General features: G+C 32.8%; 13 protein-coding genes and 4 pseudogenes. 9 read left to right on the top strand and 8 right to left on the bottom strand.

What is annotated here, in order from left to right:
* Nucleotides 1-236 precede the first annotated feature (236 nt).
* The 4 genes and pseudogenes from MNO09_RS00225 to MNO09_RS00210 form a co-directional block, all read left to right on the top strand.
* Nucleotides 237-374, top strand: a complete 138-nt coding sequence (locus MNO09_RS00225) for an EndoU domain-containing protein (RefSeq protein WP_080545703.1) — start codon at nucleotides 237-239, stop codon at nucleotides 372-374.
* 3 nt (nucleotides 375-377) lie between these two features.
* Complete coding sequence (locus tag MNO09_RS00220) at nucleotides 378-719, top strand: hypothetical protein (RefSeq protein WP_144488478.1); 342 nt, start codon at nucleotides 378-380, stop codon at nucleotides 717-719.
* A gap of 18 nt (nucleotides 720-737) precedes the next feature.
* Nucleotides 738-893, top strand: a pseudogene (locus MNO09_RS00215) (hypothetical protein); the annotation flags it as partial.
* A gap of 99 nt (nucleotides 894-992) precedes the next feature.
* A pseudogene (locus tag MNO09_RS00210) lies at nucleotides 993-1,313 on the top strand (DUF5123 domain-containing protein); the annotation flags it as partial.
* Between the two features lie 395 nt (nucleotides 1,314-1,708).
* Here the strand turns inward: MNO09_RS00210 and MNO09_RS00205 are convergent.
* Complete coding sequence (locus tag MNO09_RS00205; protein WP_241949934.1) at nucleotides 1,709-2,134, bottom strand: GTP pyrophosphokinase; 426 nt, start codon at nucleotides 2,132-2,134, stop codon at nucleotides 1,709-1,711.
* Between the two features lie 148 nt (nucleotides 2,135-2,282).
* Here MNO09_RS00205 and MNO09_RS00200 point away from each other — a divergent pair, with 148 nt between their 5' ends.
* The 3 genes from MNO09_RS00200 to hbs all read left to right on the top strand — a co-directional run bounded on the left by MNO09_RS00200 (nucleotide 2,283) and on the right by hbs (nucleotide 3,543).
* Complete coding sequence (locus MNO09_RS00200; RefSeq protein ID WP_141552363.1) at nucleotides 2,283-2,483, top strand: hypothetical protein; 201 nt, start codon at nucleotides 2,283-2,285, stop codon at nucleotides 2,481-2,483.
* Nucleotides 2,484-2,766: 283 nt separating this feature from the next.
* Nucleotides 2,767-3,132 carry a hypothetical protein gene (locus MNO09_RS00195; RefSeq protein ID WP_241949933.1) on the top strand — a complete coding sequence of 122 codons (366 nt, stop codon included), beginning with the start codon at nucleotides 2,767-2,769 and terminating at the stop codon, nucleotides 3,130-3,132.
* A gap of 138 nt (nucleotides 3,133-3,270) precedes the next feature.
* Entirely contained in the window at nucleotides 3,271-3,543 is a 273-nt protein-coding gene (gene hbs, locus MNO09_RS00190) for a non-specific DNA-binding protein Hbs (RefSeq protein WP_241949932.1), read from the top strand.
* 297 nt (nucleotides 3,544-3,840) lie between these two features.
* Here the strand turns inward: hbs and MNO09_RS00185 are convergent, their stop codons facing one another.
* The 3 genes from MNO09_RS00185 to MNO09_RS00175 all read right to left on the bottom strand — a co-directional run bounded on the left by MNO09_RS00185 (nucleotide 3,841) and on the right by MNO09_RS00175 (nucleotide 6,479).
* Entirely contained in the window at nucleotides 3,841-5,367 is a 1,527-nt protein-coding gene (locus tag MNO09_RS00185; RefSeq protein WP_241949931.1) for an FAD-dependent oxidoreductase, read from the bottom strand.
* Between the two features lie 535 nt (nucleotides 5,368-5,902).
* Nucleotides 5,903-6,037: a hypothetical protein gene (locus MNO09_RS00180; RefSeq protein WP_255299579.1), complete on the bottom strand. Its 135-nt coding sequence runs from the start codon at nucleotides 6,035-6,037 to the stop codon at nucleotides 5,903-5,905.
* A 262-nt stretch (nucleotides 6,038-6,299) separates the two neighbouring features.
* Nucleotides 6,300-6,479 (bottom strand): DUF4083 family protein, encoded by a 180-nt coding sequence (locus tag MNO09_RS00175; RefSeq protein ID WP_070168693.1) that lies wholly within the window; start codon nucleotides 6,477-6,479, stop codon nucleotides 6,300-6,302.
* A gap of 330 nt (nucleotides 6,480-6,809) precedes the next feature.
* On the opposite strand from MNO09_RS00175, the gene MNO09_RS00170 reads away from it, so the two are divergent.
* The gene (locus MNO09_RS00170) at nucleotides 6,810-7,256 is read left to right on the top strand and encodes a hypothetical protein (RefSeq protein WP_241949930.1); all 447 of its coding nucleotides are present in this window, start codon (nucleotides 6,810-6,812) and stop codon (nucleotides 7,254-7,256) included.
* 195 nt (nucleotides 7,257-7,451) lie between these two features.
* Here the strand turns inward: MNO09_RS00170 and satA are convergent, their stop codons facing one another.
* A complete protein-coding gene (gene satA / locus MNO09_RS00165; RefSeq protein ID WP_241950020.1) occupies nucleotides 7,452-8,006 on the bottom strand; it encodes a streptothricin N-acetyltransferase SatA in 555 nt (184 codons plus the stop codon).
* Between the two features lie 216 nt (nucleotides 8,007-8,222).
* Nucleotides 8,223-10,049, bottom strand: coding sequence for an asparagine synthase (glutamine-hydrolyzing) (asnB, locus tag MNO09_RS00160; protein WP_088107538.1), 1,827 nt, complete (start codon nucleotides 10,047-10,049; stop codon nucleotides 8,223-8,225).
* Nucleotides 10,050-10,449: 400 nt separating this feature from the next.
* Between asnB and MNO09_RS00155 the strand changes: the two genes are divergently transcribed.
* Nucleotides 10,450-11,019: a TetR/AcrR family transcriptional regulator gene (locus tag MNO09_RS00155; protein WP_088107537.1), complete on the top strand. Its 570-nt coding sequence runs from the start codon at nucleotides 10,450-10,452 to the stop codon at nucleotides 11,017-11,019.
* A 525-nt stretch (nucleotides 11,020-11,544) separates the two neighbouring features.
* On the opposite strand, the pseudogene MNO09_RS00145 reads toward MNO09_RS00155, so the two are convergent.
* Together MNO09_RS00145 and MNO09_RS00140 are read right to left on the bottom strand one after the other, a co-directional pair.
* Nucleotides 11,545-12,109: pseudogene (locus MNO09_RS00145) on the bottom strand (imm11 family protein).
* Nucleotides 12,110-12,344: 235 nt separating this feature from the next.
* Nucleotides 12,345-12,835, bottom strand: a pseudogene (locus MNO09_RS00140) (SMI1/KNR4 family protein).
* Nucleotides 12,836-13,056 lie beyond the last annotated feature (221 nt).

Raw genomic sequence — 13,056 nt, 5'->3', positions numbered from 1 at the left:
ATAAAAGATTGATTATTCTGAATATATATTTAGCAAAATTAGAATACATAATCCACGATTTAGGACCTCATTGCTAATTTAGTTACATATTTAGTATCTATTGCTCGATATCCAAGTAAAAATATTCCAATAGCAGCAGAGTTAAATTTTATTTCAAACTCTTTCACTAATTTTTATATTTCTGCAACCTACCATTTTTCCTTAGGGATTGGGATAGAGTACAGGTACTTGATTCTATCAAAGAAGCATTCAATAATAAGGTTCAAGTCGATACAGTTAGATATGTAGGACAAACATCTCACGGATTTAAAGTAGAAATGATTATAAAAAATAATAAGATAATAACCGCATATCCTGTCTATACTAGGAGGTAAAATATGAAATATACATACGAATTTTATCGTGATGAACTTGGCGGATTGAGAATACGTTTGCCAAAGGGGATTTCTATAATTTCTCATTTTTTAGAAGATATTTTAGATGATGAAGTAGATGAGTATATACAGATTTTGGATAATGTAGTTAACCAAACAGTTCTGCAATATGAAATAGAAGGGAACGTAGCAGCAGTCTACATTGAACCTAATTATACCAGTGCTATTAACTTCTTTATGAGTGCCCCAAATAACCAATGTAAAATTGAGACCTCTGAATTTAGAAAACTACTTGTATTGTGGAGAGATACAGTGCTAGCAGAGGGGAAAGATATAGAAGTATAAAAGAAAACCGCCTGAATAATGTGCACCCCAATTGTTAGACACGAACAACAATTGGAGGTGTACTTTTTTATGGCTAAATTCTCACCAGAAGAAAAAGTAATGGTAGTAAAAAAATATTTAGATGGTAGTGACGGAGTGAAAAGACTTGCGAGATCCATAAAGGTTCATCCGAGTGTACTCCAACAGTGGATTAAACAATATAAAGCGGTAGGGGAAAAAGCTTTTGAAAAACGCAATACAAGATATTCCCTTCAATATAAACTGGATGTATTTAATTATAATGATACAAAAGACCAAGAGAGTGGCCAAATAGAATTTAATTATGATACCCGTAATAATGTAATTACCAATAACCAAATCTATGCAAGTAATAGTCGTATCTTTATTAGCAATAATTTTAGTAAAAACACAGGAAACAAGCTTGATTACAATCAATACTATGGTAAGTTCGATCAAAATAATGGCTTATGGCAATGGAAAAGAAAAACGTATAAAGGATTTTCACCTTATCAAGCAAGTATGATGCAAGAAGGAAATGAACAACATAGTGTATTTAGCAAAATATCCCCTTCGTTCAAACTACTTTTAAAATAAACCAAATTTATTAAAACACCTTTATCTTAGCTCACTCCTCTCCCATCTCCTATAAAAGTGAATGTAAATGAAAAGTAGTAGTTTCCATTGAAACTACTACTTTCTCATACCTTTAAAAACTCTGTATCCATTCTATAAGTACATAGGCGTATCCCTGATTATTTAATAAACCATGGTTAATTTCCCCTAACATAAAATATTTATCTTCCCTTTCCTTACTGCATCATTTTAATTGGAGAATTGAGGATAAAACACTTCAAATAAAAAACTTAACCCTTTTTTATTTTACAGCAACCAGATAATTGTTCTTATATAACTTAAAACTCTTGTACGAAGTAGTCTCTTCAAACAACTAGTATTCTAGAGAATTGCTACTAAAGAAGTTGCTGTTTCTTTTATTCCTCTAAAAACTGAATCGCTTTACGGTACTTCTCCAACCGTTTTAAGTCTTTATCTGTTATCCTAGCAAGTCGTGAGCGGTCAGAATTATGTTTTAAGTCTGCAAGTTTGACAGTACGGGCAAGAGAATTTTCCTTCACTTTGCTCAGATACTCAAAATAAGGCGTGTATTTCTCCTTTGTCAGTACCTGCACTGCCTCAACTATATTATGAGGTATACCAGCACTTAACAGATCATTAGCAGTTATCTCAGTATCTTCTAGAACATCATGCAAATAAGCAGTAGCTTTCTCTTCGGCCGTATTTACAAAGCTAGCAACTGCCTCAGGGTGTTTGATATAGTCCACACCCGCTTTATCTATTGGTCCAGCATGGGCATTTTTAGCTATCTCATAAGCTATCTCTATATAATAAGGTATCATCACCAAGCTCACTTTCTATTATCATTTATCAGTACTGTATTCAATAATTTCTTCGGTTATTTTCACACAATGAAACACAATAAGCAAGTGTAAAAAATGCTTTCCATTCCCTCCTCCTATGAATCTACAAAAAATAGAATCTGATTCCATGATTAAGCATGCTGAATTACTCCATACAGAAATGAAACAACAAATAAAACGTTTTTCAGAGGCTTCTAAAGAACACCCAAAAGAATATAAAAAAATGTATGAAGAAATAAAAAGGCCTAAGGAAGTATCAAGACAGCAATTACCAATGATAGTAAAAGTAAATCTGAACAGATTGAAGAATCCACAACAAAAAAGCTAACGAGGCAAAGGTAAACAACATATATATTTGAATTATATTTCTCAACAACCAAAATTAATTAACGTGGTAAAATAATAATTGGATTGGCATCCAATACCATATTACGATGGTTCAAGTCGCAGGAAGGCACCTTAGGGTGTCTTTTCTTTTGTTTGAAACACATTCTGCCAAAATACCTGTATCTTTGTTGAATTACGACTCATATAATCCAACAAACTTCGTATATATAATTTGTTACCCTAAATGGATTGACAATACGAACAGTTATAGGAGGATTTTGTGTATGGTAAAAACAGCATGTGTAAGTATGATTACTGGGATTCTTTTAATATGTTCAACAGGATGTGCCACTCAAACTGATTCTATTACAGCTAAAACTCAGTCAATTGATGATGGGACATATACAACAAAAGAAATCACAGACGCATTTCCTGTAGGAACACCCATAACTACTTACATTCAAAAAGAAGAAAAACTGAACGTAAAACATCTCACCAGTATTACGCTTACAGATGGTGGCGTCGGTAGAGTTCTGGAAGCAACAGATGGTTTTGTTGTCATATGTGGGAATGAAAAAGGAGTTTTTGATGTATTAATATTTAAAACTTTGGAAGATGTAAAGAAATATGAACAGAGTTTAAAGCGATAATTAATATCCTTCTTATGCCTTGTACACAGACATTGTCCTCTAGCTCTTGCTATGGCTTTTCCTATGTACAGTATAATTGCATCATGAGTAGTCACACGTTATAATAGTCACCTAATTACATATGAAGAGGTGCAGAAAATGAATAAAACAGAATTAACAAAAGTAGTAGCAGAAAAAGCTGAACTTACACAAAAAGATGCTGCTGCAGCAACACAAGCGTTATTAGATACAATAACAAATGCGTTAGCAGATGGAGCGAAAGTACAGATTCTTGGTTTTGGTACATTTGAAGTACGTGAAAGATCTGCACGTACAGGGCGTAACCCACAAACAGGTGAAGAAATGCAAATCGCGGCTTCAAAAGCACCTGCATTTAAGGCTGGAAAAGAATTAAAAGAGGCAGTGAAATAATTATACATATTGAAAAGGGTTTGATATTCATATCAGGACCCTTTCAATAGCCTTTTTGTTCATAAATCAAAAAAGTATCATCCAACATATATTAGAAGATACCTCCTTTCCCACCTACTCACTGGGCTGTGACCCTTCACGCTCCTTGAGAAAGGAGTCTTCTTGGAAAAAATGATAAAAAGAAACATATACCTGCAGAAAATAAGAGGTTATGTTTCTTTTTTGATATAGTGTGTAAAATATACAAAATTAGAGTATATCTAATACAAATATTCATTGATTTGTACTACCTTTTCCTCATTTGGCATTAGAAATTGAAATGGAAGAGAATAGATTTGGAATGCTATTCTCAAAAGCTAATGTAAAGGAAGGAATTAGTTCATGTATTCTTTCTTGCAGTGATCTCTTATCTACTTCTCCAAGTTCGTTCAAAAGTTCATTCCCTCCCGAAGTCTCATCCTCAGTGATTAACATGTTTAACATATCTGAGTTAATGATTTCATGAGGCGAATAGACTAGCCCATTCATCATTATATATTTTTGGAGCATGGTAGAATTCCCATCCCTTGCTTGCTTTAAAGCTTGTTTAAGATATAAATCAAAATATTTCTGTGCAAATTTCACACCTTTTAGCGGAACTGCCCCTACATGTTCAACACCTTCCCAACGTAAATCCGCAATTGAACTCAGCCACCATGCCGGCTCAATAGCCTGTTGCATACGTTGCAGCACTTTGCGTTCGAATCCGGGTTTATGAGTAGAATGTTCTTTTAAACATGTATCTAACATTTCAGCTTCAATGGCGGCTACGGTCATCCCTTGTCCATAAATGGGATCAAAATTACAAAAAGCATCACCTAACACTAATAATCCAGATGGCCAATTTTCCATTTGTTCAAAATGTTGACGAGTTGATTCATGCGCTCTAAATCCTCTTGGGACACTAATTGGATCTAACTCTTTGATTAACTCCCTCATCATAGGGGTAACTAATGAATCCAGTTCTTTTTCATATTCTTTTGAATTGGTTGGTGGATAGTGTGTACCTCCAGCAACAAATAGTAGCGCTTGAGCTATGTTTTCTTCAATATATAATAGCCCTACAGCTCCAATGTTTTTAGCAGGATCCCCTTCAGAAATTGCACTCAATTTCTCTTTGATATGTGGGGGTACTTTATAATATCTCGTGCTATATCCAAAATTCACCTTTAAACGTTCTGGTTCTGGAACATCATATCCCATAGATGTAAGCCATTTATTGAGTTTAGATTGACGACCACATGTGTCAATTACTAAATCAGTTAAAACAGTTCTCTTTGTTTTTAATTCATCTCGTTCTTGAATATTGATCCCAATAACACGCTTATGATCAGACGAAGTTAGAAGTCCTGTCACCACTTGCTTTGAATGAAAATGTACATTAGGAATTTCTTGTACACGTTGGCGGATTGTCCATTCTAACAACGCTCGACTGCTCGCTGCACCTTTTCGTTCTATAACTAGTTCAAGTGCCCCATAAGGAGAAAATCGAATCATTTTATCATTCTTGACATTATGGGCCCCTAGATTTAATAGATCATCAACATATCCAGGAAAGAAACGGTTCATAATTATTTCTCCGCGTGGTAATACACGATGAGGATGAAAGTCTTGGGGTGTACCTGGACGTTCAGATGGCTTTTGAGGTAACGCATCTTTTTCAACAACTATCACTGTCTCAAAATAACTGGAAAGCACACGTGCAGTAAGTAAGCCTGCAATACCAGCTCCAATCACTAGAGCCTTTTCTCTTTTTTGCTGTTGATACAGTAATTGATTATCCATCAATAATCTCTCCTCTTCCTAAAAAGTATATTTGTTCAGTATGAATCTATTAAAACTTTTTCGGAAATCAGAATAAACAAATGATGATTCTTCATTTTTCAACAAAATTCAGGTTCATATAACTTGTATAACTGCCCATCGCTTATAATTGCTTTTTTAATACTGCGTTTTCCCCCTTTAATATTTTTTATAATTTGCACCTTAAATGTATCACTTTTGATATCTTTTTAAATATTTGGTATTTTTAGAAATATTTATTTGATTTTTAGTAATATTTCGATTCTATTTTATCAAATAGAAACTAGAGGGTTTGGGGAAAGTATGTAATAATGCATAATAAATCAATCAGATATTATGATATACTTTCAAAGAGCTGATACAAAATTTCTTTAGATTGGAAAACTAAAGTCTTATCTACCTACTTGTGGGGGACGCCTTATGGCGTCTTTTCTTTTTTATTTTAAGAAAACCCCCAAGCATTCATATGCTTAAGGGTTTATCGATTGAAAGGTAGTGCTGTTTGAAATTCCCTAAATTAAGAACAAAGCGGGATTACTCCTAAACCAATTAATAAAACTGCAGCAAAAGCTGGAATTGGCGCAGGAATCTCGATACCTTCTACAACTAAAAAGTATTGTCCATTTACAACTTTAAAACAAACTAATTGCATGGCTAATCCTCCCTTCTGTTAGGATTAATACATTATATAAATAATCTTATTATTTATATAATTAGATAGTCTGTTTTTTAGAAAATGTGTAATTTATTTTGAGGATATTTTCTTTTGTTAGCTTGATAGTGTTTGATTACCTTCAACATTTCAAAGAACACCCATGATAAGAAAAAATAAAATGAGCCGTCCATATGGACAGCTCATTTACAAATTTTTTGTTATTGGGAGCTATTGCAAACTACTTCTATTTTGAGTAAGGTCAATCTTTGTTTTGTTTTTCTAAAAGTTGAATAACTTTATCTAACTTTTTCTCAACTGAACCTTGCTTTTTGTAATTACTAGTATGTTGAATTAAACGTATAATCCCCCCAAGTAGTGCACCGATGATCAATAAAATAATAGCAACTCCTATGTAATAAATAGAGTTTTCTAAAGGCATTATACAGGACCTCCTTCCCATTATTTTACCATTTAAAAGAAGTGATTTGTTGTTTATTTTTGGTTGTATACTCTATACATATCTAGTATAACGTCTCATAATCGGTACCAAGAGCCAAGAGGCCCCTTCTCTCTGAAAGAAATCTCCTTTTTCTTTTAGCTATTTGCGTATCCCCAATGTAACAGCAAGGGATTTATGTATCCGAGTTTTGGTGTAATTTATATTAAATATGCATAATTAAATATTTATTCCTTATATAAAAATATTTAAATTTACATTTTTAACCTGTAAAATACAGGATGTTAAATACATACCTAAGGGGTTGTTAATATGAAAAAATTTATGGGCATGTTAGCTATGTGTTTTGCACTTACACTAGCATTTTTACCAACTATTTCAAAGGTGGATTCTTCTCCACTACGAAGTGTTAGCATAAGTGCTGTAGGCGATAATAACAAAATGTATAGTGCAAGTTCTTACTTAACTATTCCTGTTCTTAAAGGCGATTACCTTTATGTGAAAGTTAGTGAAGTAGGTACACCGGATTCATATTCTGAGGCTTTGACTGTTAATGGTGTTAGATATGCGGGAAGTTCTTTAGACGAAGTCAGTTCTTATACTGGTCCATTCGGATCTGAAAAAACATTTAGATTACGTATTAAGGATTCTTACATCTTCTCAAACACACCAAATTCAACAAACACTATAGCTTTTGAAGCTAGAGTTCCTTTCTCAATGCAAGTATTATCTAAAAGTATATCGGTTCATGTAGAATAATTTATAACATTTTTATTTAATTGAAGAAAAGACGATGCATACAATATCCAAATCTAATTAACATATCATTTGATTATCGGTAGCAAGATCAAAGATGCCCCCTACTCTCGGAAAGAAACCTCCTTTTTCTTTTAGTTATTTGCTTGTACCGAATGTAACAGCGAGGAATTTATATATTCAAGTTTTGGTTTACTTTCATTTGAAATGCAAATACCCATACATTGCAACTTCATCGCTTTCTTCATGTATCCCTTTATATACTAAAAAATCCAACCCACCTATTACAAACCCACATTTTTCATAGAACCTACATGCTGCTACATTATTATTTTGTGTTTCAAGCATTATACCTGGCATATTGCTTTCTTTTGCCCACTGCGTTGCTTGCTCAATTAACCTCCTACCAACTCCAAGTGAACGATATTTTTTATCCACCTTTATATCTTCTATGTAAGCATAGTGATTCCAATTCTTTTTCAATACCATTACTCCTATAATTTGATCATGTAAAATTGCTATGTAAATTACTTGTTCAGGCTTATTTATATATTCAGTGTATGCTAGTTCATCATCATATTGATCTTGTAAATAACTTTTCTCATAACTTGGAACGTCTTCTACTGTATATTCTATTTGCTTATTTACTTTTGAAAGAGAAAAAATTAACCGAGAGTTTACTATAAAACTATCATCAATCTCCGGTAAATTGTCTAAATCATCTACTTCTAATTCTCTAATTAAAAGGTTCATCGTATTCTCCTTTACGTGGGACCTCCAATTCATATTATTCCCCCTAGTTCTTTCCATGTCCCTTATTCAATTCTAATTTACTAACTGATTAGCGTTATTGCAAATCAAAATAATAAAACCGCATCTCCAATTATTAGATAACTATCTAATACATTGGAGGTGCGGTTCACTTAGGTCATTGATGTTTCAGCTATTCTCTTTATTTGAAAATTACATCTACCATACTAATTTAATATTATATTCCTGAAGCCAACTATTAACTTGAAGTAAATAATCTATTATACCTCGTGCATCATTACCTGAAATTACTTCGTCTTTTCCTTCTGCAATAGCACGAACTCTTTCTACATTAATTAATGGCAAAATAGGTGATTCAGGATTGTTCAACACATGTAGCATCCAATCGCTAATACCTTGTAGATATGAAGCATCCTTTGTGCTTGGATATGCACTTTTTTTGCGATAACGTACATCCTCTGGAAGTACATTTTCAAAAGCTCGACGTAAAATACCTTTTTCAATATTGTCTATGCTTTTCATTTCGAATGGAACATTCCATAAGTATTCTACAAGCCGGTAATCGCAAAATGGAACCCGTACTTCAAAGCCATTCATCATACTTGTACGATCTTTTCGTTCTAGCATAAATGGCAAGAAACGTGTAATAAACATGTAAGACATTTGACGTTGCTTCATTTGCAGATCACTTTCACCTTCTAAAAAAGGAACCTCAGCAACCGCATCTTCAAATTTTTGTTTTTGATATTTTTCAGGGCTAATCTTTTCTTTAAAATCCTCTGATAAAATTTCTGTACTATACCATAAATTAACACTCCAAGGGAATATCCCTGCATCTAAAAACTTCTCTTGATGGAACCATGGATATCCTGAGAACACTTCATCTGCGGATTCGCCTGAAAGTGCAACTGTTGCGTCTTTTTTCATTTCCTTAAATAGCAAATAAAGTGATGTTTCTAGTTCTCCAACTCCAGGTAGATCACGTGCTCGCATTGGAATTAATAAATGCTCTATTAAACTATCTGATCCCAATTCTATAGAGTGATGCTTTGTTCCTACATATTCAGCCACACGTTTCACCCAAGGTTCATCACGATCAAAACGAAGGAAGTCTTGCTCAAAGTCTTTTTCATCATTGATGAAATTCAAGGAATATGTATGAAGGTGTTCCCCTTTATTCCCAAATTCGTTTCCTGCTAAACCTGTTAGACCACTTGAATCTAAACCTCCGGAAAGCATAGATACCACTGGTCTATCAGCAATTAACTGACGTTTAACCGTATCTTGTAAAATGGAGCGGATTGTCTCCACTGTTGTATCAATATCATCTATATGTCTTTTACTTTCCAGTTTCCAATACTGTGTCGTATTCGAATTATTAGGGGTAAATGTCATATAATGGCCCGCACGCACTTCATGTATATCCTTGAAAATTGCATGACCAGGAGTACGTGTTGGTCCAAGACAAAATACCTCAGAAAGTCCTTCTTTATCTACTTCTGCATCTACAAGCGGATGCGAAAGCAAAACTTTTAACTCTGAACCAAAGAGAATTGCGCTTCCTCTTTGAGCGAAAAATAAAGGCTTCACACCCAGATGATCACGACCAAGCATCAATTTCCCAAATCTTTCATCCCAAATACCAAAAGCAAAAATCCCATTTAAGTGTTGAACACAATCTTCTTGCCATTCTAAATAAGCATGTAGTAATACCTCTGTATCAGACTTTGTCTGAAATTCATGACCTTTCCCCTCAAGTTCTTTACGTAATTCTTGATAGTTATAAATTTCTCCATTGAACGTAAGGCCAATCGTATCATTTCCAGCTTTATACAGCATAGGTTGAAGGCCACCTTCAGGATCAATGACGATGAGACGTCGATGACCTAATGCTGCTCGTTTTGAAAACCAATGCCCTTCTGCATCAGGCCCTCGGTGAGTGATAGCATCTGTCATTTTTTTTAACGTTTCTTGTTCATTAGACAGGTCTTTAGACCAGTCTATCCACCCTGCAATTCCACACATAGTGTCTACCTTCTCTCAATTAGTATAGAAATCGACCGAAATCAAATATCAGTCGGTTTTCCGTAAAAAAATCCGACTAAAAACATCTTTTAGTCATGTTTATATAGTAAAACGAATTGAGTAAAAAATCAAATTATTCAATCAAGAAAGAAATCACTGCCTCCTTTCACTTGACTTCTCATCGTCCAATTTAAAAATTATGATCTCAAACTCGCATTTTTATTCTTAAGACGTAAAATCGAATTCTATTATGGTCATATACTAGATATAGGAATGATGTGTGTTATTCTATAAGAAGTAACTAGGGACTTTCTATTAGGCGTTAAAAATAACAAATAGACTGATAGACAATGTAATGAAAGAAAACTTCGCTAAATATTTCAAGGATAGGGTGTAGACAATGATAAAATTAGAAAAAGAAAATAAAAAAATGAATATCATTCAATCTGCCACAATACTGTTCTCTACGCGTGGTGTCCGCAACACAACGGTTGATGAAATTGCAAAGAAAGCTAAAGTTGGTAAAGGAACTATTTATTATTACTATACAGATAAAACTCAAATATTATGTGACTGCTATATGCGTCATATTCAGCTTAAACGCTCACAATTATTTAATTTATATAAAGAGGAAAAAGATGTTTTATTTCGAATACAAAAAATTCTTCATTATATCAGCCTAGAATATCATCAAGATCCGTTTGTTTCTACACTCTTTCAAGAATATAAAGAGTACCATTCACCTGAAATTACAACTTGTTTTAAACAATCTGAAGAAGAAGCAATTAAAATGATAAGTAATTTGCTCGAAAAAGGTTATCAACAAGGCGCTTTGCATAAGGTGCCATTACCGCTAACAGCTTTTATGTTAGTACGAATGATTTTTAACTACGAACAGGATTATATAAAAAATGATAAAAGTGATAAAGAATTTCTGCAGTTGCTAAAGCATATGCTGCTTAAAAACTAGTTTTAACAGCAAAAAAATAATTGTGGTACTAATATATGAAGAAGAACGTGAATAATGGATGGTTTCATAAGCTCTTTTCAGTCTGGACAAACCTGCAGAATATCTAACGCTTATGTAGGAATGACTGATAAAATCCCAACCCGCGTGATTGTTCATCGGATAATAAACGAACAACAGCGATTACAAGATCAAACTGTAAGGGAAAAAAGAATGAAATAAAGTATTCTGCTTGTAGTTAGGACTTTGCAATATTAATGAGGAATACCAATCATTTACTTGTGTTGATAGGAGAAGTAAATGATTGGTATTCTTTACGTTAGCAATATGATTTTAATTTAAAACACTGTAAGCAATCTTCCTCATTCATCGTTGCAAAAGGATAAAACGAGAAAAATTAGAATGCGAATTCAGATGATGTTTTTATCATGTACTAATATTCAAGTTCACTTCAATGTGCATAAGCTTTTTATTATTTACTCTCTTAGATATGGGTTCCCATTAATAATCTAATTAAATTAGATTTCTTTACGCACCCTCTTCTGAATCCCACACTTCAGTAAATTCAAAACCTTTTAATTCACTCTCTAAAATTGCATTTTTGAATTGATCTGATACTAAAAGATAGTTAGGATGTACCTTCCCATTTATATTCAATTTAAAAATTGGTTCGTGCTGGACAACATAAGGAATAAATACAAATTTTTTACATCCTATTATTAAACCTGAACTTAACTTATCAAAGATTGTTTTATTATTATCAAGTGCTTCCAACACCCTTAAAACATGCATAGCATAGTATTTTTTGTTTGTTTATGAATTAATGGTAAAAATTCAATATTATTTCCTACTATAGGTTCTAAAACATTCTTGGCTTTTTCACTAATTATTTGTACACCAGACTTTCCCCAAAAAATAGGGGAATCGCTTGATTTTCCTTCATCTGTTACCTCAATAAACTTAGGCGTCCATGAATCTGACAAACTCACCATAGAATTAAAACTAGTTGTAAAATATTTTTATCCTCTTCATAGTTCAATAATTGAAAGGTTTCATAATCATCAGTCGAGCTCTTTAATTGCCAAATCTTCATATATATTCTCCTATATTATTACCATTTATATGGTTATTTCTTGGGTTCATTTAATCGTAAATTACCTTCTAATAAATCTCTTCTTATTTCATGTAACACTGTTCGAGTTAACATCCCTTATTTAATTCTTGTAAAAAATAAAAAACAAACTAACCTTTAAAATGTTAGTTCGTTTTTAATAAATCATTAAATTAATATCAGGGAATTAAAAATGAATTTCAAATTATATTTAACATCAATTATTTTTATCCATTGGTATTGTATTTAGTGCTAAACCAACAAATCCTAATTTTTTTGCTTTACCATATGGAGCCCCTTTTAATATTTCCCCTGTTGATATATCAAGTGCTAGTACACTTTTTATCTTTACTAAATCTTTTAATCCTCCATTAGGAATTTCTATTAATACTATATTACACGTATCAGGGATTTCTTTTTTTATTTTCTGTATTTTTTGATTCAAACACCCCGTATTTACCCACTCAATAAAATCTAATGTAACTATAGTGGCATGATTTGAATTCATATCACCAGAATCAACAACCCTTACTTCTCGTACATCTGCACCTTGCGACATTAAAAAACTTTGCCACTACCATCATCATCAATAGCGACATAACCATTTGCATATTCTGTTACTTCCCAAGTCTCATTTCGTTCAATAATATCATCAGTACCATAAATTATTAATCCTCCACCTATAGAAAAACCATTTGTATATTTCAATAAATCTTTATGTACATTTGGTAATTAAACTTTCATTACATCTTCTATTTCTTGAATTTCAATATCATTTGCTCGCTTATTTTTTATCAAACCAGAAACCCTAGATAAATTTATCATTTCCCCACTGCCTCATTTATTTTTCTATAGTTTACATTAAATTTATAAGTTATATTAGTAGCATATCACCCAAGTCTCCTTCGCTTTCTTTACATAGCAGAAAT

Source organism: Bacillus sp. N5-665 (genome assembly GCF_022637375.2).
Lineage (GTDB): Bacteria > Bacillota > Bacilli > Bacillales > Bacillaceae_G > Bacillus_A > Bacillus_A wiedmannii.
Note: the sequence above shows the minus strand (reverse complement) of the source record. Positions and strands in the feature narration are given on the sequence as shown.